The organism is Lentilactobacillus parafarraginis DSM 18390 = JCM 14109 (genome assembly GCF_001435895.1).
Classification (GTDB): Bacteria; Bacillota; Bacilli; order Lactobacillales; family Lactobacillaceae; genus Lentilactobacillus; species Lentilactobacillus parafarraginis.
Genome location: NZ_AZFZ01000053.1, coordinates 1 through 20,656 on the forward strand (window position 1 = coordinate 1; position 20,656 = coordinate 20,656).

General features: G+C 43.4%; 21 protein-coding genes and 1 riboswitch. Of the genes, 19 read left to right on the forward strand and 2 right to left on the reverse strand.

The window, feature by feature from the left end; genetic code table 11:
• Positions 1-176: 176 nt before the first annotated feature.
• Together FD47_RS11035 and FD47_RS11040 are read left to right on the forward strand one after the other, a co-directional pair.
• On the forward strand, positions 177-1,301 hold the full coding sequence (locus tag FD47_RS11035; RefSeq protein ID WP_054735834.1) for a THUMP domain-containing class I SAM-dependent RNA methyltransferase: 1,125 nt from the start codon (positions 177-179) through the stop codon (positions 1,299-1,301).
• A gap of 75 nt (positions 1,302-1,376) precedes the next feature.
• Positions 1,377-2,486 carry an NAD(P)/FAD-dependent oxidoreductase gene (locus FD47_RS11040; protein ID WP_056980677.1) on the forward strand — a complete coding sequence of 370 codons (1,110 nt, stop codon included), beginning with the start codon at positions 1,377-1,379 and terminating at the stop codon, positions 2,484-2,486.
• On the opposite strand, the gene FD47_RS11045 is transcribed toward FD47_RS11040, so the two are convergent.
• The gene (locus tag FD47_RS11045; RefSeq protein ID WP_054735830.1) at positions 2,479-2,868 is read right to left on the reverse strand and encodes a ribonuclease HI family protein; all 390 of its coding nucleotides are present in this window, start codon (positions 2,866-2,868) and stop codon (positions 2,479-2,481) included. The two genes, FD47_RS11040 and FD47_RS11045, sit on opposite strands and share 8 nt — an antisense overlap.
• A 34-nt stretch (positions 2,869-2,902) precedes the next feature.
• On the opposite strand from FD47_RS11045, the gene FD47_RS11050 reads away from it, so the two are divergent.
• The 7 genes from FD47_RS11050 to FD47_RS11080 all read left to right on the forward strand — a co-directional run bounded on the left by FD47_RS11050 (position 2,903) and on the right by FD47_RS11080 (position 10,623).
• Positions 2,903-3,298 (forward strand): EbsA family protein, encoded by a 396-nt coding sequence (locus FD47_RS11050; protein WP_008214652.1) that lies wholly within the window; start codon positions 2,903-2,905, stop codon positions 3,296-3,298.
• A gap of 32 nt (positions 3,299-3,330) precedes the next feature.
• Complete coding sequence (locus FD47_RS11055) at positions 3,331-4,995, forward strand: formate--tetrahydrofolate ligase (protein WP_054735828.1); 1,665 nt, start codon at positions 3,331-3,333, stop codon at positions 4,993-4,995.
• A gap of 15 nt (positions 4,996-5,010) precedes the next feature.
• A complete protein-coding gene (lspA, locus tag FD47_RS11060) occupies positions 5,011-5,451 on the forward strand; it encodes a signal peptidase II (RefSeq protein ID WP_054735826.1) in 441 nt (146 codons plus the stop codon).
• A 17-nt stretch (positions 5,452-5,468) separates the two neighbouring features.
• Complete coding sequence (locus FD47_RS11065) at positions 5,469-6,380, forward strand: RluA family pseudouridine synthase (protein ID WP_054735824.1); 912 nt, start codon at positions 5,469-5,471, stop codon at positions 6,378-6,380.
• Positions 6,381-6,470: 90 nt separating this feature from the next.
• Positions 6,471-7,004: a bifunctional pyr operon transcriptional regulator/uracil phosphoribosyltransferase PyrR gene (pyrR, locus tag FD47_RS11070; RefSeq protein WP_008214645.1), complete on the forward strand. Its 534-nt coding sequence runs from the start codon at positions 6,471-6,473 to the stop codon at positions 7,002-7,004.
• A gap of 27 nt (positions 7,005-7,031) precedes the next feature.
• Complete coding sequence (locus FD47_RS11075) at positions 7,032-8,123, forward strand: carbamoyl phosphate synthase small subunit (RefSeq protein WP_054735822.1); 1,092 nt, start codon at positions 7,032-7,034, stop codon at positions 8,121-8,123.
• The gene (locus FD47_RS11080) at positions 8,107-10,623 is read left to right on the forward strand and encodes a carbamoyl phosphate synthase preATP-grasp domain-containing protein (RefSeq protein WP_054735820.1); all 2,517 of its coding nucleotides are present in this window, start codon (positions 8,107-8,109) and stop codon (positions 10,621-10,623) included. Before FD47_RS11075 ends, FD47_RS11080 begins: the two co-directional genes overlap by 17 nt.
• Before the next feature lie 72 nt (positions 10,624-10,695).
• Here FD47_RS11080 and FD47_RS11085 read toward each other — a convergent pair whose 3' ends face one another.
• Positions 10,696-12,414: an Rqc2 family fibronectin-binding protein gene (locus tag FD47_RS11085; RefSeq protein WP_054735818.1), complete on the reverse strand. Its 1,719-nt coding sequence runs from the start codon at positions 12,412-12,414 to the stop codon at positions 10,696-10,698.
• 131 nt (positions 12,415-12,545) lie between these two features.
• On the opposite strand from FD47_RS11085, the gene FD47_RS11090 reads away from it, so the two are divergent.
• The 10 genes from FD47_RS11090 to FD47_RS11135 all read left to right on the forward strand — a co-directional run bounded on the left by FD47_RS11090 (position 12,546) and on the right by FD47_RS11135 (position 20,411).
• Complete coding sequence (locus FD47_RS11090; protein WP_054735816.1) at positions 12,546-12,959, forward strand: MarR family winged helix-turn-helix transcriptional regulator; 414 nt, start codon at positions 12,546-12,548, stop codon at positions 12,957-12,959.
• Between the two features lie 19 nt (positions 12,960-12,978).
• Complete coding sequence (locus tag FD47_RS11095) at positions 12,979-13,851, forward strand: DegV family protein (protein WP_054735814.1); 873 nt, start codon at positions 12,979-12,981, stop codon at positions 13,849-13,851.
• A 116-nt stretch (positions 13,852-13,967) separates the two neighbouring features.
• A riboswitch (THF riboswitch) is annotated at positions 13,968-14,081 on the forward strand.
• 56 nt (positions 14,082-14,137) lie between these two features.
• Positions 14,138-14,683 (forward strand): folate family ECF transporter S component, encoded by a 546-nt coding sequence (locus FD47_RS11100; protein WP_008214639.1) that lies wholly within the window; start codon positions 14,138-14,140, stop codon positions 14,681-14,683.
• 60 nt (positions 14,684-14,743) lie between these two features.
• The gene (gene folB / locus FD47_RS11105; protein ID WP_008214636.1) at positions 14,744-15,091 is read left to right on the forward strand and encodes a dihydroneopterin aldolase; all 348 of its coding nucleotides are present in this window, start codon (positions 14,744-14,746) and stop codon (positions 15,089-15,091) included.
• Positions 15,092-15,093: 2 nt separating this feature from the next.
• Entirely contained in the window at positions 15,094-16,167 is a 1,074-nt protein-coding gene (folE, locus tag FD47_RS11110) for a GTP cyclohydrolase I FolE (RefSeq protein WP_054735811.1), read from the forward strand.
• On the forward strand, positions 16,151-17,503 hold the full coding sequence (locus FD47_RS11115) for a bifunctional folylpolyglutamate synthase/dihydrofolate synthase (protein WP_054735808.1): 1,353 nt from the start codon (positions 16,151-16,153) through the stop codon (positions 17,501-17,503). Before folE ends, FD47_RS11115 begins: the two co-directional genes overlap by 17 nt.
• On the forward strand, positions 17,493-18,587 hold the full coding sequence (gene folP / locus FD47_RS11120) for a dihydropteroate synthase (protein WP_054735805.1): 1,095 nt from the start codon (positions 17,493-17,495) through the stop codon (positions 18,585-18,587). The genes FD47_RS11115 and folP overlap by 11 nt, the downstream gene beginning before the upstream one ends.
• 23 nt (positions 18,588-18,610) lie before the next feature.
• The gene (locus FD47_RS11125) at positions 18,611-19,138 is read left to right on the forward strand and encodes an NUDIX hydrolase (protein ID WP_056980678.1); all 528 of its coding nucleotides are present in this window, start codon (positions 18,611-18,613) and stop codon (positions 19,136-19,138) included.
• A 19-nt stretch (positions 19,139-19,157) separates the two neighbouring features.
• Positions 19,158-19,964 carry an N-formylglutamate amidohydrolase gene (locus FD47_RS11130; RefSeq protein ID WP_054735802.1) on the forward strand — a complete coding sequence of 269 codons (807 nt, stop codon included), beginning with the start codon at positions 19,158-19,160 and terminating at the stop codon, positions 19,962-19,964.
• A gap of 15 nt (positions 19,965-19,979) precedes the next feature.
• A complete protein-coding gene (locus FD47_RS11135) occupies positions 19,980-20,411 on the forward strand; it encodes a GNAT family N-acetyltransferase (protein ID WP_054735799.1) in 432 nt (143 codons plus the stop codon).
• Positions 20,412-20,656: the final 245 nt, after the last annotated feature.

A 20,656-nucleotide genomic window follows, 5' to 3' on the forward strand; every position in this document is an offset into this window, starting at 1 on the left:
CTCGTATTTGGAGGACTTTGTCTTCAGTCTGTGGTGGGAGCTTGCTCCCACCTTTTTTAGTACCGTTAATTCAAAAGTTTTCATCCCGATAAACCAAAAAGTACGGTATCATAGAGATAAAAATAAGTTAATCATAATAATACTAAGTGAGTGTGAAAATATTGAAATTTAAGTTAATGGCGACTTGTGCCGCCGGAATTGAAGCATTAGTCGGTAAAGAATTGCGAAATTTGGGATATGATGTCCAGGTTGAAAACGGTCGGGTGCGGTTTGAAGGTGATCAACGGGATATTTTGACAACCAATTTATGGCTGCGGACCGCGGATCGAATCAAAATCATTATTGATGAATTTGATGCCCGGACATTTGACGAATTGTTTGAACAAACAACCGCCAACGCTTGGGACACTTACCTGCCGATGGATGCTAAATTCCCGGTTGAGGGAAGATCTCACAATTCGAAGCTCCATAGTGTTCCAGATTCCCAAGCAATCGTCAAAAAAGCAATTGTCAGCTCACTGAGCGAAACCTACCATCGCCACACCCGACTTCCTGAAACTGGGGCGCTTTTTCCTTTGGAAGTCGCCATTAATAAGGATCACGTGATGCTGACGCTGGATACCACCGGTTCGAGTTTATTCAAACGGGGTTATCGAATTGAGAAGGGGCCCGCGCCATTAAAGGAAAATATGGCCGCCGCGTTAATCTTATTAACCAGTTGGTATCCGGACATGCCATTTCTTGATCCAATGTGCGGTTCCGGGACGCTTCCAATTGAAGCGGCACTGATCGGGCGTAACATTGCCCCTGGCTTTAATCGTGATTTCATTTGTGAACAGTGGCCGTGGATTAGCAGTACGGTTGCCCAAGAGGTTCGTGATGAGGCCGATGCCAAAGCAGATTATGAAACTGAATTGGACATTGCTGGCAACGATATTGACGGGAGCATGATTGAAATTTCTAAGCGGAATGCTTTGGAGGCCGGGTTGGCAGATGACATTCACTTCAAGCAAGTCGCCGTTGCCGATTTTAAAACCGATAAGATTAATGGTGTGATTATCGGCAACCCACCCTATGGCCAACGGATGAGCGATAAAGAATCCGTTCATAAGCTCTACAAACAAATGGGCCAGACGTTTCGGCCAATGACGAGTTGGTCAAAATACTTTCTCACTTCCGACTTAGAATTCGAACAATACTATGGTCAATCGGCGACGAAGCGGCGAAAATTGTATAACGGTTCGCTAAGAACGGACTATTTCCAGTTTTGGGGTAAAAAGATTCGGGAATCAGCTAATTAAATAAAAAGTTAACCTTAAATTTCAACATTCAGTGATAAAATATGAACTATGTAGGACGTGGAAGGTTGTGATTAAATGGCCCGAAAAGTGGCCGTGATCGGTGGGGGCATTATTGGTGCGACCGCCGCATTTTATTTGAGTTTTTTAGATTCAAATCATCAATTAGCCATCACCTTATTCGACGATGGGACCGGACAGGCGACCAAAGCGGCCTCGGGGATTATTTCCCCCTGGCTTTCCAAACGGCGTAATAAGCGCTGGTACGCTTTGGCAAAGGATGGGGCGGCGTTCTATTCAAAATTGGTTGCTGATGCTCAGTTGGGTTTAGATGCCTACCAGCAAACCGGCACCATCGTCACCAGACGGGCTAAGGATGCCCTAGAGGCGCTCTACCAAGAAGCCCAAATTAAAGTCGCCCATACCCCAGCAATGCAAGCGGTTCAAATGCTTTCTTCTAAAGAGGTTGGCCAGCGCCTACCTTTTCTCACGAACCCGCCGGCGGGTATATTCGTTAAGGGGGGCGCCAAAATTGACGGGGCTGTGTTTATTGACCATTTGTTGTCTCGAGCCCAGCAAAATGGGGTGACGTTGAAGCGCCAACGGGTGACATTTGATGCCCGAGGGGCGATCGAAACCACCGATGGACCAGAATTATTTGAAAACGTCATCGTTGCAACGGGGGCCTGGATGAAAGGCACCCTTGAGCCGCTGAACTATCTTGTAAAAGTTCGACCGCAGAAGGGTCAGTTGATCGACCTAACCGTTTCTGAACACCAACGAGCCGGACTACCGGTGTTGATGCCGGAAAGCTTATCTGACATGATTCCGTTTGATGGTGGCAAATTAGTTGTCGGGGCAACTCACGAAAATGATGGCGGCTTTGATCTTCAAGCAACTTCCGCTGCCGAGGCAACCCTCTTGGGGAATGCTAAGACATTTGCCAAGCGTTTATCCGCAAATCAAATCACTGACGTCAGGGTTGGAACGCGGGCCTACACGGATGATTTCGCGCCGTTTTTTGGCCACTTACCCAATAATCCCAACATTCTTTTGGGTGGTGGGTTAGGATCATCCGGGTTAACAACCGGCCCAATTATTGGGTATCTGTTAGCAAAATCGATTGTTGACCATCAGTTAGGTGATTGGCAGCGGTACACAAAGCCGGTTAGTCAGTATGTTATTTAGCGTGCAGCGCCTGTAACGCGAGAAAGTGGGCTCCGTGGTTTTGGCTATCAGGAATCCACTGATTGACAACCGTGTCGTAGGCTTGCTGCAACGCTAACAGTTGGGTTACCTGCGGTTCAAAATGCTTGGCGTACGATTTTGTCAGACTATCGACCACAATTTTGCTGTCAGTATAGTAAAAAATCAATTCATCTGTAGCCGTTCCCATTTTTTTAAGGGCTAAAAATCCCTGAATTGCGGCGAAAAATTCGGCTTGATGGTTATTCATCGAAGCAATTTTACTTTTTAATTGGGTCTGGCGGCCATCTTTAACAATCAGAATCCCGATGGCCGCGTGACCGGAATGCTGATTAACGGCTGCATCCGTGTAGAGTTTGATCATGGTAAAACACCACTTTCTTTAAGGAGTTTTCTTAATGATAACGCAAAAGCGACATTTCTTTTATCAGCCCAGTCCACTGAGCAGTATTATCTGTTGGAGCTGGACGCTGCTTATTTTCTTTATTGGCGTCATTATTTGGCTTGAGATTACCCATTTTCAGTGGATTACGCTCTTCTTCTTCGTGTTGTTCGCCTTCTTAACTTGGGCTGAAATCCATTTCAGGAGCATTCAAGTCTATAACAATCAACTCGTGGTGAGCCGCATCACCAACCCTCATTGGCTGATTGTTGATATTGATCAGGTTTCCCACGTGACAAGCTCAAAGTATCAACTGGGATTTGTAGCCAATACCAGAATTTACAGCTTTATCTTACCAGCCAATTCAGTGATTGAAATCAGTGAATTGATTTTAAATCATCAATCCCGTTAACCTTAACCTTTATTTAGGAGGACTTTATTAAGATGAAAACCGATGTAGAGATTTCTCAAGAAGCTAAAATGACGTCAATTACCGCGATTGCTGAAAAGCTAGGCATTAAAGATGAGGAGCTGGAACAATACGGTAATTATAAGGCAAAGGTCAATTTTGACCCGAGCGCTCCCCGAACTGATGGTAAATTGATTTTGGTCACTTCAATCAACCCGACCGCTGCAGGTGAAGGTAAAACGACGGTCACAATTGGATTGGGAGACGCCTTTACTGAACTACATAAAAAGGTTGCCCTTGCCCTTCGAGAGCCCTCATTAGGACCTGTCATGGGCATGAAGGGCGGCGCAACCGGTGGCGGATATGCTCAAGTTATCCCGATGGAAGACATCAATCTTCACTTTACCGGCGATTTTCACGCACTCACTGAAGCCCACAACACCCTTTCTGCGCTCATTGATAATCATATCCAGCACGGTAACGAGTTAAATCTGGATCCCAGACAGGTTACTTGGAAACGGGTGATGGATGTCAATGATCGGGAACTGCGGCAAATTGTCGTTGGATTGGGTGGGCGCACTTCCGGTGTTCCTCGTCAGGACGGCTTTGATATTACCGTTGCCAGTGAACTTATGGCCATTCTCTGCTTATCAAACAGTCTATCAGATTTGAAAAACCGAATTAGTCATATATTGATTGGTTATACTTACGATCGCAAACCCGTGTATGTTTCCGACCTTCACGTTCAGGGGGCCTTAACCTTACTTTTAAAGGATGCCATTAAGCCAAATTTGGTTCAAACACTGGAACACACCCCGGCGTTTATCCATGGCGGCCCGTTCGCTAACATTGCCCATGGCTGCAACAGTATTTTGGCCACTAAGGCTGCATTGGCATATGGCGATTATGCAATTACGGAAGCCGGATTTGGCTCCGATCTCGGTGCTGAGAAGTTTATGGATATTGTCACCCCAAGGTTGAAGAAAACCCCAGACTGTGTCGTAGTCGTTGCCACGGTTCGCGCCCTAAAGCTTAATGGTGGGGCTGATAAGCATGACTTAAACACCGAAAATCTGAGTGCTCTCAAAAAAGGAATTGTTAATTTAAAGCGCCATGTTGAGGGTATGCAACAGTATGGAAAACCAGTTATTGTTGCGGTTAATAAATTTGCGACTGATTCCGACGATGAGTTGACATACCTCCTTAATTACGTTCGAAATGATCTAAAAGTTACCGGGGAGATCATCAATAGTTGGGCACAAGGCGGAAAGGGCGGCGTTGAGCTTGCTCGAAAGGTTATCACCGCTTGTGATCAGCCTGCCGATTTCCATGAATTATATAATCACGAGGAATCGACCGTTCTTGAAAAGATGCAAGCAATCGTCACCAGAATATATGGGGGCGACAATATTGAACTTTCCCACAAGGCTCAGCTTGCTTTAAAACGAATCGAAAAAATGGGCTATGGTCATTTACCCGTCTGCATGGCAAAAACGCAGTATTCATTTACTGATAATGCCAAACAGCTGGGAGCGCCGGACAACTTTACAATTCACGTATCGGATCTGCAATTGAAATTAGGGGCTGGTTTTATTGTGGCACTTACTGGTAAAATATTAACAATGCCCGGACTGCCAAGTCATCCTGCAGCTCTTGACATGGACATTGATGAGAACGGTCGAATTACTGGCCTGTTCTAGAAGGAGATTTTGCTTTTGCCAATTATTTATGGTCTGGGAATTTTGTTATTAATTGGCCTTGACCAATTTGTTAAGCACTGGATTGTCGCCAATTTGGCACTTGGGCAGTCAGTTGGCCTCATTCCTGGAATCCTTTCGATTACCCGAATCAATAATACGGGCGCTGCATGGAGCCTGCTTTCCGGCCACCAGACAGTTTTTGTGATCATTGCCTTAATTGCCACAATTCTAATTATTTATTTGTTAGCCAGATACTGGTCGAATGGGTGGTACCGGATCGGGTTGAGCTTACTTTTAGCAGGAACGGCCGGCAACGTGATTGACCGGATCTTTAGTAATCACGTGGTTGATATGTTTCAGTTAGACTTTATCAACTTTCCAATTTTTAACTGCGCGGATGTGTATCTGACCATTGGGATTATCATTATTGCGATCGCCATTGTTCGCGAAAAATAGGGTGGGGACTGAAAAATTTGCCAAAGCAATTTAAAATCACAACTGAAACTGGTCGGCTCGACAAAGTGATCAGCCAACTCGATTCGACGATGAGTCGATCGCAAGCCAAAAAGCTGATTGAAGATGGCGACGTGACGGTCAACGGCGGAACTGAAAAACCTAAGTATGAAGTCAAAGTAGCCGACACCATTTTAATCCACGATGTTCAGCCGAAGCGAATTGACCTTACCCCGGAGAATATTCCACTGGATATCGTTTATGAAGACAATGATGTTATCGTTGTCAACAAACCACAGGGCATGGTTGTTCATCCATCTGCGGGGCACCCGGATCATACATTAGTGAACGCACTGCTCTACCATAGTCCGCTGTCATCAATTAATGGTGAGTATCGACCAGGGATTGTTCATCGAATCGATAAGGATACCTCTGGTTTGCTAATGGTTGCCAAGAACAATCAAGCTCACCAAGAACTTTCAACCCAGCTTAAAGCGCAAAAAAATTTGCGGCAATACGTTGCCCTGGTTCATGGGGTCATCAAGGAAGACTCAGGTGTCATTAACGCCCCAATCGGTCGGTCTCCTCGAGATCGAAAGAAACAGGCAATCGTTGCTGATGGCCGACCGGCGATTACCCATTTTACCGTTGTTGAACGGTTTAAGCACTATACGCTGGTTAATTGTCGGCTTGAAACCGGGCGAACCCACCAAATAAGGGTTCATATGCAGTACATTGGCCATCCGCTGGTTGGTGACCCACTTTATGGGCCGAAGAAAACAATTAAAGGCCACGGCCAATTTCTGCATGCTCAGGAGCTTGGGTTTGAGCATCCCAAAACCCATGAACTCATGATCTTCACGGCACCATTACCGCCAATATTTGAAAAAACATTAACAGCTTTAAGAAGCACTGATTTATCCGAGCCTTGACAACCTGGGTGCGGACAAATACGCTTGAATGGATAACCAATCTCAGACGATACTTATTTAATAAAGATAATATTTAAGGAGAATTTAGCGATGGGCAAGATTATATTAGACAAAATGGCCATGCAACGCGCACTAACCCGAATCACTTACGAGATCGTTGAAAAAAATAAGGGGGTTGAAGACCTTGTTCTGATCGGAATCAAAACCCGCGGGATTTTTTTAGCGAATCGAATTGCTGATCGCCTTCAACAGCTGGAAAACGTCACAATTCCAGTTGGCGAATTAGACATTACGAATTATCGTGATGATATTGAACACGATTCAGTGAGTGATGATGTTAAAATGTCCAGCAATAAAATTGATTTTTCCGTGGAAGGCAAACGGGTCATCTTAGTCGACGACGTCTTATATACCGGGCGGACAGTTCGCGCAGCTTTGTCAGCCGTCATGGATCTTGGTCGACCAAAGAGCATTAATTTGGCAGTGTTAGTCGATCGGGGTCACCGAGAATTACCGATTCGAGCTGATTTTGTTGGGAAAAATATTCCGAGCTCTCAGAAGGAAAAAATCAAGGTTTACGTATCAGAAATTGATGATAAGGATGCCGTTGAACTTATTAAGTAATCCTTGTATCGGTAGTAAGGAGTCAGTATGACGCAAAGATATTTGATACTTGAAGATGGATCGGCTTATCCCGGTAAAGCATTTGGGTCGCTTGCGACAACTACCGGAGAATTGGTGGCTAATTCAACAATGAATGGTTATCAAGAGATTATTTCCAACCAGATCTATCATAACCAAATCATTGTCTTTACCCAAACATCAATTGGGAACACCGGGCTCGCGCAGAATGCGTACGAGTCCGTTTTGCCGACCGCTAAGGGAGTGATCGTTCGTGAATACGAGAACTTGGCGACTGATCATTTTAAACGGATATCATTAGATCGGTACTTAAAACAGCATCGGATCCCGGGAATTTATGATGTTGATACCCGGCAGATTCGTCGTCACCTTCAAGAAAAGGGGAATATGAAGGCTAGTATTGTGGATGTCGCTGATGAACACGCATTTGATCAGCTGCACGCCACGGTCCTTACTAATCAGCAAGTTGCGCAGGTGGCAACTCCGAAACCATATCCTAATCCTGATGAAGGCGCTAACGTCATTGTGGTCGATTTTGGCCTCAAAAGCGGTATTCTTCGCGAATTGTCCAAACGAGATTGCAACGTGACCGTGGTTCCTTGGGATTCCACCAGTGAAACAATTCTTGATTTGGACCCGGATGGGGTTGTCTTATCAACTGGTCCCGGGGCACCATGGAACTTGCCTGAATCCGTATTGTCAATGATTCAGAAAGTTCAGACTCAGGTGCCCTTGTTTGGCATTGGCCTCGGACACGAGCTCTTTGCGTTGGCAAATGGCGCGAAGATCACTGAACTTCGGGTCGAACATCACGGCAGTAATCATCCAATCCGCGAAATTATTACCAACGAAATCTTCTTTTCTGGACAGGAACAGGGGTACGCGGTTGATTCAAAGTCCATTAATCACGCTAAATTATTTATTACTCACGTTGATCTGGTAAATGGAACGGTTCAGGGATTACGTCACCGTGATTTTCCGGCATTTTCAGTGCAATTTTCTCCAGACGGTGCCCCAGGACCAAAGGATAGCGTTGGGCTTTTTGATGACTTCTCGGAATTTATGGCAAGAAGAAGGGATAGCAATGGCGAAAACTATTAAGAAACTTCTCTTATTAGGGGGCGGTCCAACAAATATTGGGCATGAAAATGAGTTGGACGCCGCTGCTTACGAACGATTACAAGCAATTAAAAAGACTGGTGCGCAAGTTATCTATATCGATAATAATCCCTTCTCGTTTGCGAGCGAATCAGTTCAAGCAGCTGATGTCTATGTCCAGGAAGTGACATTTCAAAATGTTGTTAACATTATTGAAAAGGAACATCCGGATGCAATCATGCCAAAAATTGGCGGATTAAACGCCATGCAGGTTGCTTGGCAGCTCGAAGAGAGTGACGTACTGGCAGATAATAATATTGACATGCTTGGGATCCGTCCGGTTGATTTAAAACGGGTTTTAGATAATCAGCGATTACGTGAGTTACTTAATGAAATTAACGAACCGATTATTGCTTCAAAAATTGTTCCTAACGACGATGAGGCGATGGATTTTGTTCGAGACGTTGGGTTCCCCGTGATCGTGAAACCGTTTTCTGCAAGTCATGATACCAGCCGCTTTATTTGTAATAACACTGATGAACTTGAAGATGCTCTCGAAATCAGCTTTGAACGAACCTATATTAAGCACGTCTCTATCGAGCAAAGCATCGTCGGCTACAAAGAGATTGAAATGGTCGGCGTTCGTGACGAAAATGGCAATAAGATTCTCGTCTCCGGCCTTGAAGATATGGACCCAATCGGCATCCATTCAGGCGATTCAATTATTTTCGCGCCCACTCAAACCCTCATCAATCAGGAGTATCAGGCGTTACGGACGGCAACTTTCCAAATTATGGACGCGATTAACATTACCGGAACCTGCCACGTTCAATTTGCGCAGAGCCGAACGGATTCTAACTACTACGTGACCAAGGTGAGTCCGTTCTTCACTCGCAACGCACTTTTAGCGGCCAAAGCCACGGGTTATCCACTCTCATATGTTTCAACGCTTTTGGAAATGGGGGTGTCATTAACCGAAGTTAAATTACCGCAAAAGTATAGTAAATACCTTCCCTTTATGGAACCGACCATGGATCACGTGGTGGTTCGACTCCCGTTGTGGCCGTTTCGCGATATTCCGGATGTTGACCAACACTTAAACACGTTGATGAAGTCGGTTGGTTCGACCATCGGTGTGGGCAGGACGGTTGAAGAGGCGATTATGAAGGCCATGCACAGCTCACAATTTTCGCCGCGAGACATTTTACCAAGCGTTTCCAAAGTCGATGATGATGCGGTTATTAACCAGTTGATTCATCCGCTTGCCAGTCGGGTGCTTATCCTAATGGAAGCATTGCGGCGTGGATTTTCGATCGATGAATTGTCAGAATTAACCAAAATTGACCGATTTTACTTTTACAAAATGAACCAGCTGTTACGAGCACAAGATTATGTCATCAATAATCCATTGTCACCAACCGCCGTAGAAGCGGCTCATGAGTATGGATTTGGTGATGGAATGTTGGCGGAGTTGTGGAACGTCAACATTTCAACAATTGAGCGGATGAACCAAAATTCTAATGTTAAGGTCACTTTTAAAGAAATTGAGCCGAGCGCTGGTGAGTTTCGTGAGGCCACGAATGTTTTTTATAGTAGTTATGAACTAGAAAACGAAAGCGTTCCCTGCAAAGGTAAAACCGCTCTGATTATTGGCCGCGGCGGCAATCAGCTTGGGCCAAACGCGGCCGCGGATTACTATACGGCCCAAATTCTTGAAACAACCCGGCGGGCAGGATATAAAACCATTATCATGAATACGAACCCAAATGCGATTTCATTAGCGCCCGCATTGAGTGACAAACAATACATTGAGCCAATTCAACTAGGGAATATTCTCAACATTGTGAACCTCGAACAGCCGGACATCATATTTCTCCCTGGTAATCGCCATTACCTGTCTAAAAAATTGAAAGAATTTGCTGATCTGAATATCGTGGTGTTACCCCCGGATCAAAAGATTGCCAAATTCCAACAGGGCACTGCGACGACGGCCGTCGATCTCTTTATCGATGGTGATCGGATATTGCCTATTACAACTATCTCGTTTCATACAAAAAGTCGCCGAACTGAGTTGCGGTACATCAATGATTATCAGCAACCAATGAATCGGTGGCAAACCGATGAACGACCGTTGATTAAGATGGCCATATCAAAAATTGATACCGCAAATTGGCAAGGATTAGTTCAGGTGCTTTTTGATCATGATGGCAGTGGAAACTACACGTTTACCGGGATTCGGCCAATTCGGATCACGGAATCCGCGTTCTTAAATAAGACCACGGGGGTTAACTGGATTGATGCTTTGGTTAAGAAATACTTACATGTACTCGACATTGACCAATTATCTTCATTTTATCAACCGGGGATTCATCAACGATATTCAATTATGGAAGCCGTCTTTCCGTTTAAGGAGCTTCAGTCGAATCGAACTGATGGGGCCTCAACGCAAGAAGTTGGGGCAGCATTGTCATTCAAGAAAATTGAAAATCCAATAGAATCATGAAATTGTTACCTACAAATAACGGGTGAGGCCCATCAGAATTCTGATGAGTCCCACCCGTTTGGTATCAATAGGTTACTTTTTGGAATTTGCAGTTAATTGATCAACCAAGTTTTCGTTTGGAGTGATAAACAACGTTTGCTGGCTATCATAAATGACGTACCCTGGCTTAGTTCCGTTTGGCTTTCGGATATTTTTAACCCGGGTGTAATCAACGGGGACCTTAGACGAGTTCCGCGCCTTGGAGAAATAAGCGGCAAGATTGGCCGCTTCAGCGATCGTCTGATCAGATGGGTCAAAGCTACGAATGATGACGTGAGATCCAGGAATGTTCTTAGTATGCAACCAGGTTTCCCGCTTATCAGCAGTATGCATGGTTAACTTTTCGTTTTGAAGGTTATTTTTCCCGACCAAAATTTCTGTGCCGTCAGAGGCAACAAACTTTTCAGGCTTGCTGATTTTTTGCCGCTTATTCTTTTTCTTCTTGTGCTGGTCATGATCCTTCAGGTAGTGGCCTTGCTGTAATTCATACCGAATATCGACAAGGTCTTCGGGCTTGGCCAGTTCAATTTGCGATTGAATATTTTCAAAATAGTCAATCTCTTGCTGGGTGAGATCAATTTGCTCGTTCAAATATTTGACCGCGTTCTTCAACTTCTGATATCGCTTAAAGTATTTCTGTGCATTCTCAGAAGGTGACTGCTGATTTGAAAGGGCAATTGTAATTGGTTGATTTTCGTGATAAAAGTCTGGCAGTTCAATTTTGGTCATGCCCCGTTCAACCTTGTTGAGATAAGTTGTTAAAATCTCGCCCTTAACGCGATATTCGTCTGCGTTGGCGGTTTCGCGCAGATCTCGATTCAACCGCTTCAATTTGGTCCGGTTCTTCTTAAGCTGTTTTTTAACGACCTGGATTAAAATTGCACCCTGTTCGCGAACCCGATCACGTTGGGCCCGGGTGGCATAGTAGGCATCAAGCAATTGGCTTAAAGTTGAATAAAATTGATCTTTCTCTGTATCTGGATATGGAAATGCGGTAAAATTAATCTTGTTATTAGCAACATGGCTGAGTGTCGGCTTTGGGGCGTTAAAATTTTTAAAAAATGTTTTGAAGTTTTTTTCAACATTCCCGTCGCGGTGTAAATAATTTGCCAGTGCCAAAGAGGTGTCTTTACCAAGTCCCTGGACAGTTTTCCGTAGATTTGCTGCCAACATATCGACATTTGGGAAATCGCGCATTAACTGGGCAATATCCCCGAATGTTTCCTTGGTAAACGGATCTTGAAGGTCCTGTTTGGGTGGATTGATGTAAGTTGCCCCTGGCAATAGAAGCCGGTATCGATTAACGTCTGAGCCAACGTGTTTAATCGCGTCGATAATCTTATTATCGGGTGCATTCACTAAGATAATATTACTGTGACGAGCCATAATTTCGACAATCAATAACAGGCTGGTTTGATCACCAAGTTCGTTTCTGCCAGTGAATGACAACCGGAGAACCCGGTCGTTATCCAGTTGATTCACAGCCGTTAAGATGGCCCCGCTCAGGTGTTTTCGCATGATCATCGTAAAGTTGGTCGGAACTGCAGGATTAACATAGGGGATTTCAGTTACTTGAACCCGCGCATACGTTGGGTTGGCCGACAACAGTAATTGATGATTTTTTCCGTGAGCTCTAATGGAAATGATCAACTCATTAGGATACGGCTGATTAATTTTGCTGACCCGCCCGGTTTGAAGTAAACCGGCAAGCTCTTGTTTCATTGAATGGATAAAGGATCCGTCGAATGACATTGTATCACTCACTTTCGTATATATAGCATGTATTAGTATACCGCAATTTGTAAGCCGATGCGACGGTTCACAACGTTATTTGTAAGTCATTATCAAATAGCGTATACTATTTTTTCGGAGGTCATTTCAAGATGAAAGATATTCTTGTCGCTCTAAACGCTGCGTCAAAGAATCACGCGACGCAATTGCTCAAGATTACAAAGCAACAGGGGTTGACGATTTCAGAATGGAAACTATTAACCCAAGTGATCGCTGGTAACGCGACCCAGGAAACGCTGGCGACTGCCACCAAATTGGATATTTCGACGTTATCTCGCCAGCTAAAGCGCTTGGTAACCAAGGAAATGCTGGTCAAGACAGCTGTCGGAAAAGATAAGCGGCAATTAATTTATAAAGTGACGCCAACGGGCAGCGATGCTGATAAGCGAATTGAAGCGCAGATAATGACCCTCCGTGATCAAATATTTAACCATTGGACAGATGAAGAAAAGAACTTACTGAAAATACTGATTAATCGTTTGGAACAGAGTCTTGACAGAATTTAATTGCGAGCAGGTGGAATTAATGAAAATTGCGATTGTAACCGATAGTACAGCCTATTTGACCCAGGCCGAAATTGATAAATATCATATTACTGTGGTACCGATACCGGTCATTATTGACGGCCGCTCGTACCAAGAAGGCGTTGACCTCACAACAACCGACTTCTACGAAAAGCTTAAGAATTCAAAGTCCTTTCCAAGCACGTCGCAGGTGCCAATGGGTGAAATGACGAATTTGTATAATTCATTAGCTGATAAGGGTTACGATGCAGTGATCAGTATCCATCTGGCAAGTACAATTTCCGGATTTTACCAGTCAATTGAAAATTTAGCGCCCCAGATTACTAAAATTAAGGTCATCCCATATGACTCGAAGATCACCGTTAAGTTAATGGGGTATTTGGCTATTCAGGCCAGCAAAATGGCCACCCTTGGCCGGGATCCTGAAACCATTATTCGGTATTTGGATGGATTACGGGCAACCATTGACGAACTATTCGTTGTCGATGATTTACAAAATCTCGTCCGTGGCGGGCGGTTATCGAATGCCTCAGCGTTTATCGGTGGGATTTTAAAAATTAAACCGTTATTAACATTTGATGATAAAAGTAATGAAATTGTTGCGTTTGAAAAGGTTCGATCCCGTAAGAAAGCTTTAAAACGGGTGGAAGAACTATTTGCCAATGCTCAGCAAAAGGCGAATTATCCACTGCGAGCATTAGTGATCAATGGAAACGATCCCAAAGCTGGTGAGGAGTGGACTGATAAAATTCATCAGCAATATCCGAACATGCCAATTGAACAAAGCTACTTTGGCCCAGTCGTTGGCACCCATTTGGGCGATAAGGCTTTGGCACTGGCCTGGCTTCGGGATTTTGAGCAGGATCAGCTTTAATCGCAATCATCTTAAATCCTAACATTTATAGATACAATCACTGAATTGTTCGCAAATTTCGAACAAAGTGATTGTTTTTTTTATTGTATGTGATACACTTTAATAGTCGTAAAAAATTTGGGGTAGGATGTAACGCGTAAAGTGTCGAAGGGACGGAATGTGACCTTCGAACGAAAAGCCATCAGGTCGACTTTCTGGTAGCTTGCGGTGTTGCTTTCGCATTCGCCATTTTATTTAGTAGGTTTTCTAAATATTGGTGAGCTCCTTTCTAGGAGATGTCATTATTATGAAGTCAGTTTCGTTAGGTTCATTAGGTTTTTTCAAGTTGCGGACCATTGATATTGCTGTGTTGGGGATTTTGATGGCGTTGGAACTCATCATTAATCGTTTTATGGTGACCACTCAATTTATCCAGATTAGTTTTGGGTTTGTCATTGTCGCGATTGCTAGTTATCTCTACGGCCCAGTCTGGTCGTCGATTATTGCTGCCATCACCGACATTTTAGGCACGTTGATCTCTGGAAGTGTTTATTTTCCAGGATTTACCCTTTCAGCAATTTTGGGAGCCTTTATTTACGGTTTATTTTTCTTTAACCATAAGGTAACTGGACAACGGATCTTTTTAGCTCAGTTGATCATTACATTATTTGTAGACGTTATCTTGAATACGCTGTGGCTGACAGTAATGTACAAAACACCATTTTTTGGTATTTTACCAGCTCGAATTTTAAAAGAAGTGATCGTCACGCCAATTCAGATGTTGATCATTTACTTAGCTTTTCGTTTAGATGCCAAGCAGTTTGCTTCAATCAAAAATCGACTATCACTTTAATAATGGGGCGCGCCGTTCTCGGCGGGTCTTTTTGGTAAACTATCAAAGGAGTTACTGATCATGTATACAATCCGAATTAAAAATATGGCTTTCCATAGTCATATCGGCGTTCTACCGGAAGAAAAGAAAGTTGGCCAAACTGTTCAGATTGATCTCGACGTTGTGGTGAACGCGGTCCCGAAAGAGGATGCGTTAAGCAGTACCGTGAGTTATGGGAACTTTTACCCAGTAATTAAAGAGATTATTGATCAGTCACGAGCTGATCTAATTGAAACCCTTGCCCAGCAAGTTATTTTAGCCATTAAAAATATTGATGATCGCATCCAAACCGTGACTGTTCGGGTTCGTAAATTGAACTTACCGGTCGACGGGGTGTTTGATCACGTTGAAATCGAGATGAAACAATAGATATGGAAAACAATGTAATTCTAAGTTTAGGCAGCAATATTGGTAATCGGGAGTTTTATCTTAATCAGGCAATTTCCCAAATTGGTCAGGATACCCATATTCTTGTGAACCAACAGTCCGATTTTTATGAGACGTCGCCCGTTGGAAATGTGAAGCAGCGGCAATTTATTAATTTGGCGCTGAATATCGCGACGACTTACACGCCAGAAAAACTGTTGACGAGAGTTCATCAGATTGAAGCAAGTTTGAATAGAACCCGAGATATCCACTGGGGACCGCGAACCCTTGATATTGACATTGTTTTCTGGAATGATCAACAGATTAAAACAACCGATCTGACGGTTCCTCATCCAGAAGCGTTTAACCGCTTGTTTGTACTAGCGCCAACTCTTGAAGTGATCGACGCAAACTTCCCACTTTACAAGCAAATCAAGGCCGCTGTTGATGGATGGTCGGCTAAGGATCAGCAAGTAAATCTCATTCGCAGAGAGGATCAATCAGAAACGGTCATTCAAAGTTCGGTTCGTCATCTTCTGAGTGCCATTGGGGACGATCCTGATCGCCCGGGATTGGTGGAGACGCCTGACCGGGTTTTTCGGATGTACCACGAAATCTTTTCGTCTCAAGGGATTGAAAACTTTCAAGACTATAAACTTTTTAAAACTGATGAGACCAACGATGCAAAAATGATTATGATGAAAAATATTCCTTTTTATTCAATGTGCGAACATCATATGATGCCGTTTTGGGGGAAGGTTCACATTGCTTATATTCCCGACCATGGCACAATTATCGGTTTGAGCAAATTGCCGCGGCTAGTCGATTTTGTATCTCACAAACTTGGCCTTCAAGAAAAAGTCACCGATGATTTGGTGATTCAATTAAATCGGATTTTGGCGCCGAAAGGGGTTGCAGTCATTGTTGATGCCCGGCATATGTGCGTCGAAATGCGCGGCGTTAAAAAAACGGATTCTTCCACCCGCACAATTCGTTTCACAGGTGTTTTTGATAAGCAGCCGGAACTGCGGACAGAATTTCTTAACTCGATAGGTGACGTGAATGGCAAAACAATCTAACTTGGCCAAGCAAGCATCTTTACCTGATTTTATGTATGATGTGGGGGATCGGATTGGCTTATTAAAACGGGTATTAAAGACGTTAGGGAACCCGGATAAACGTTTCAAGATCATTCATATTTGTGGTACGAATGGTAAGGGTTCAACGGCAACGATGATTGCGGCAATCCTTCACCAACTAAATTATCAAGTTGGGGCGTTTACAAGTCCGTTTATTGGGACGATGTACAATGGCATTCAGCGAAATTTTGCTGATATTTCAAAATCAGAATTTAACGACGAAATGCGCCAGATTCGCCAAGTAATGGCTCGCCCGGCTTTCAGAAACGAAACCTTGTCTGAATTTGAAGCCCAATTCATTGTGGCCATGCTTTTCTTTGCCGATCATCCGGTGGATTATGTGGTGTTAGAGTGCGGACTCGGCGGTGAATTGGATGCAACAAACGCTGTCAGTGACACGATGTATTCAGTTTTTACGGAAATCGGGTTGGATCATCTTGGCATTCTCGGAGATACCGTGACTGAAATTGCAACGACAAAATCAAAGATTATTCGTCCCGGAAATACGACAATTACCGCCTCACATCAACGATCAGAAGTATTTCAAATTCTCAAGTCACAAGCCGCAACAAAACAAGCAACGTTTATTTCAGCTGATACGGTCCAGCTAACGGCAACCCAAGGAGTCGATTTAAAACGCGTTATCAATTTTCAAAGCACAATCAAGGGTCGAATTCAGGGCCAGTTTATGTTTGGCCTTCCTGGCACTTATCAATTACAAAACTTGCAAACCGTTTTGACATGGCTTAACGACTTTGTTGCAAAAGTAAAGCTCCCACGCCAACACCTCGATGAGACTCTGACTGCAGCTTTGAGCGACTTAGTTGTTCCGGGAAGATTTGAACGGATATCAACACGCCCAACAATTTTCTTAGACGGGGGGCATAATCCCGATGGGGTAAAGGCGTTTGTGACAAGCGTAAACGAATTATATCGGAGTCGTCCCAAAATCATTATTAACGGTTTTCTCAAAGATAAGGAATATCAATCAGCGGTCAAATCATTACTGACCTTAAAAAACACTTCTTTTATAGTGACAGAGCCACAGAATCAAAAGCGTGAACTAGACGCCGTGAAGCTATCGCAGGTCTACCAACAGCTGACAGATAAACCCGTTCAAACATTTGAAAGCCCAATTGATGCATTGAAAGAAGCAATCTACCGAACCCACGAATTCAATGATGAGCCAATTATTTTTGTGATTGGATCATTTTATCTTTTGAATCCAATTAGAAGTTATATCCTCACCAAAGGAGTCGATTTCCATGAAAATTAGTCAGCTTCAACCCCAAAAGGCAACAATTAAAAGCCAAATTAAAATTGGCTTCACCACAACTTTCGACGAGGCTGAAAAGTTGCGTAATCTGGTTGGGTCAAATTACTTGTCAATTGCAAGTTCCCTGAATAACACGACTTTGCTACTCACACGAGATCAACTCAACCAATTAATTAAAAAGTGGCCTTCGATGTTTGATGACGCACAAAGTATTCATACCCTCAAACAAATCGAAACCCAGTCTCAACTTCATTTTCGGGGCCAGGAGTTTGATTTTGACATCACCGATAAGCCTTTGATTTACTCGATCTTAAATTTAACCCCGGACTCATTTTATGATGGTGGGCGAAACGACTCGGTCGATGGTGTTTTGAAGCGAATTGAGACCGAAATGTCACTTGGGGCATCTATCTTTGAAGTCGGAGGCAAGTCCTCCAAGCCTCATTTTGATGACATTCCCCCAAAAGAAGAGTGGGCAAGGATTGAGCCGTTTTTAACCGCAATCCATCACCAATTTCCTAAAATTGTTTTAGCAATTGATTCTAATACGCCCGAAGTCATCGAACTCGCTTTGGATAACGGGATTCAAATTATTAATGATATCGACGGCTTTAATTCAAAGCGGAAGTTGGATTTAGTTGCTAAATACAAACCCTCTGTGGTCACGATGTTTAACGGCCGAAACTTTGACGAGGAGCCCGACACGCTTATTCGAACAATGACCAGTTTCTTTACTAATACAATAAGCAATTTGACAGGGACTGGCATTGAAAAAGAACAAATTGTTCTGGATCCTGGAGTTGGATTCTCTGATCATAATACTTTGGCGTTTGACTTGATGAAAATGCGATTCACCAAACTTATGAGTCAGTTTGACTTGCCGATTATGATTGCGCTTTCTCGCAAAAGTTTTGCTAAGCGATTATTCAATTTACAAACGGCTGACGAACGGCTGATTCCAACGTTGTTGTTTGAGTCGTTCATGACCGTTTTAGGCGGCCGAATTATTCGGACTCACGATGTTCGGGAAACCAGCCAGCTCATTCAAACATTTAATCTTCTTAAGTCAGAATTACTTAGCTAGTCTCGTTTGAGAGGAGAAATTTAATGAGTGATACATTAACGACAACATTAAGGGCAGATCTTCAACAATTGTTGAAACGCCAATATCCTGGGATCACCACAAGCAAAATTCAGGAGATTTCCAAACTGCTTAGTGCGTATCCCACGGGCTTACGTGATCGATCATCAGCGGTTCATCTTTCGGCAAGTGCGTTTGTTCCAGTGGGGAATACCGTGTTATTCATTCGTCACCCATACCTCAAAACAGTTCTTCTGCCTGCCGGCCATGTTGAACCTAACGAGTTACCGTTACAAACTGCAATTCGCGAGTTTCACGAAGAAACCGGGTACCAGGTTAACCCCCAAAGTCAGCAGTTGATTGACGCAAACGTCATTGAAATTCCTGCCAATCCACTGAGAAATGAAGGGGCCCATCGTCATATTGACTTGCGATTTTTATTTCGTCGAAAGTCACAAGCGCCTTCAGATGCTGAACTGCCGGTATTTCAGTTGTCGGAAAAAGACGCGCCATCAGAATTTCAATCATATTATCAATTGATACCCATGAGTTAGTTAGAGGAGGCGGAACGGAATGGCATCCTTTGACGTTTTTAACGAACATACCAATCAATTTCCAGTCGTGATTGATTTGCCCCATAGTGGTACCGTAATTACACCAACCATGAAGAAGACTCTAGATTCTGAAGCGATATTGGCCAACACGGATTGGTTCCTCCGTGAACTGTATGGCTTTCTGCCAAAATTAGGTTTTACCGTGATTCAAAATAATATGAATCGTTATCTTGTCGACCCAAATCGCGATTCAGATGGCTCATTAACTGGGAATTACTATCACTTGGTATATACAACTAATACGTTCGGTCATCAGCTCTATTCAGTTCCATTAACACCTGATCAAATTAAAAAGCGGGTTGATCAATTTTATCGACCATATCATCAACGGCTTACCAACTTGCTTACTGAAAAACGCCAAGTATTTGGTCACGTTTTCTTGATTGACTTGCATAGCTTTGCTGAGTATACAAAGCAGACCTCTGCTGCCACTGCAGACATTGTTCTGGGCAATGATTTTGGCAGGACGTCACCATTTGGTATATACAATTACTTTTCGAACGTCTACGAGGAGCAAGGGTATCAAGTCTCCAATAATTTTCCGTTTCGCGGCGGCTACATTACCCGTCATTATGGTACGATGGATCATATAAGCGCCCTTCAAATTGAGCTTCGCTACTGTGACTACATCGAAGATCGCTTTTTTGACGAGGAGGTCGTGACTGACTGGAATTCTCATCAATTTTTACCAGCCCAGCAAATTGCTCGGCGTGTATTTACTGGGTTTGCTCAGGCTTTGAAAACTGAAAGTTTACTTATTGAGTGAGATGGAGGTACCTAAATGACACAGAATTCGAAAATTACGATTCGCGAAATGGTTCCTGAAGATTACCCAGCGGTTTATGAATTATGGCAGAATAATCCAGCCGTTCACGTGAACGATTTTGATGATAGTTTTGCGGAGATCAATCGACTCCTTAAATTCAATCCGGGATTTTGTTTCGTTGCTGATAACAATCAACAAATCGTTGGAAATATTTTAGCGGCAACTGATGGCCGCCAGGGTTCAATTTATCATTTAGCTGTGTCTCAAATCGATGATAATCGTGATATCGCGACTAGGCTTGTTAATTTAGTGATTGCCAAACTTCAAGAAGTTGGAATTCATCGCGTGGTCATTAATATCATGCAGGATGATAGCCGACGAGCGTTTTGGCAAAGCCAGCGTTTTTCTGAACGACTTGGTCTTAAACAATATAGTCGGATTTTTTAAATTAGCCGTTTTGATTAATTGTTTCAGGAGGGGATCCGGAATAATCGACGGGTTCTTTTATTTTGTATTCTACTTTACATAATATATATTATACGAAGTAAGTGGCCAAGCAAAAAGAAGCGTCAATACCAGTTGGTAGAATTAACTGCTAATTAATCACGTTTCTTTGATGATCAAATTTAAAAACCTTTTTAAAGTTTTGGTTTGTTAGTTTCTAAGAAACTGTTTGAGATCTCTAAAAGCGG

Bases quoted from the DNA above. Each gene is read 5' to 3' on its own strand.
- FD47_RS11035 (WP_054735834.1), top strand. From the start codon at position 177: ATGGCGACTTGTGCCGCCGGAATTGAAGCATTAGTCGGTAAAGAATTG.
- FD47_RS11040 (WP_056980677.1), top strand. From the start codon at position 1,377: ATGGCCCGAAAAGTGGCCGTGATCGGTGGGGGCATTATTGGTGCGACC.
- FD47_RS11045 (WP_054735830.1), bottom strand. From the start codon at position 2,868: ATGATCAAACTCTACACGGATGCAGCCGTTAATCAGCATTCCGGTCAC.
- FD47_RS11050 (WP_008214652.1), top strand. From the start codon at position 2,903: ATGATAACGCAAAAGCGACATTTCTTTTATCAGCCCAGTCCACTGAGC.
- FD47_RS11055 (WP_054735828.1), top strand. From the start codon at position 3,331: ATGAAAACCGATGTAGAGATTTCTCAAGAAGCTAAAATGACGTCAATT.
- pyrR (WP_008214645.1), top strand. From the start codon at position 6,471: ATGGGCAAGATTATATTAGACAAAATGGCCATGCAACGCGCACTAACC.
- FD47_RS11075 (WP_054735822.1), top strand. From the start codon at position 7,032: ATGACGCAAAGATATTTGATACTTGAAGATGGATCGGCTTATCCCGGT.
- FD47_RS11080 (WP_054735820.1), top strand. From the start codon at position 8,107: ATGGCGAAAACTATTAAGAAACTTCTCTTATTAGGGGGCGGTCCAACA.
- FD47_RS11085 (WP_054735818.1), bottom strand. From the start codon at position 12,414: ATGTCATTCGACGGATCCTTTATCCATTCAATGAAACAAGAGCTTGCC.
- FD47_RS11090 (WP_054735816.1), top strand. From the start codon at position 12,546: ATGAAAGATATTCTTGTCGCTCTAAACGCTGCGTCAAAGAATCACGCG.
- FD47_RS11095 (WP_054735814.1), top strand. From the start codon at position 12,979: ATGAAAATTGCGATTGTAACCGATAGTACAGCCTATTTGACCCAGGCC.
- FD47_RS11100 (WP_008214639.1), top strand. From the start codon at position 14,138: ATGAAGTCAGTTTCGTTAGGTTCATTAGGTTTTTTCAAGTTGCGGACC.
- folB (WP_008214636.1), top strand. From the start codon at position 14,744: ATGTATACAATCCGAATTAAAAATATGGCTTTCCATAGTCATATCGGC.
- folE (WP_054735811.1), top strand. From the start codon at position 15,094: ATGGAAAACAATGTAATTCTAAGTTTAGGCAGCAATATTGGTAATCGG.
- FD47_RS11115 (WP_054735808.1), top strand. From the start codon at position 16,151: ATGGCAAAACAATCTAACTTGGCCAAGCAAGCATCTTTACCTGATTTT.
- folP (WP_054735805.1), top strand. From the start codon at position 17,493: ATGAAAATTAGTCAGCTTCAACCCCAAAAGGCAACAATTAAAAGCCAA.
- FD47_RS11125 (WP_056980678.1), top strand. From the start codon at position 18,611: ATGAGTGATACATTAACGACAACATTAAGGGCAGATCTTCAACAATTG.
- FD47_RS11130 (WP_054735802.1), top strand. From the start codon at position 19,158: ATGGCATCCTTTGACGTTTTTAACGAACATACCAATCAATTTCCAGTC.
- FD47_RS11135 (WP_054735799.1), top strand. From the start codon at position 19,980: ATGACACAGAATTCGAAAATTACGATTCGCGAAATGGTTCCTGAAGAT.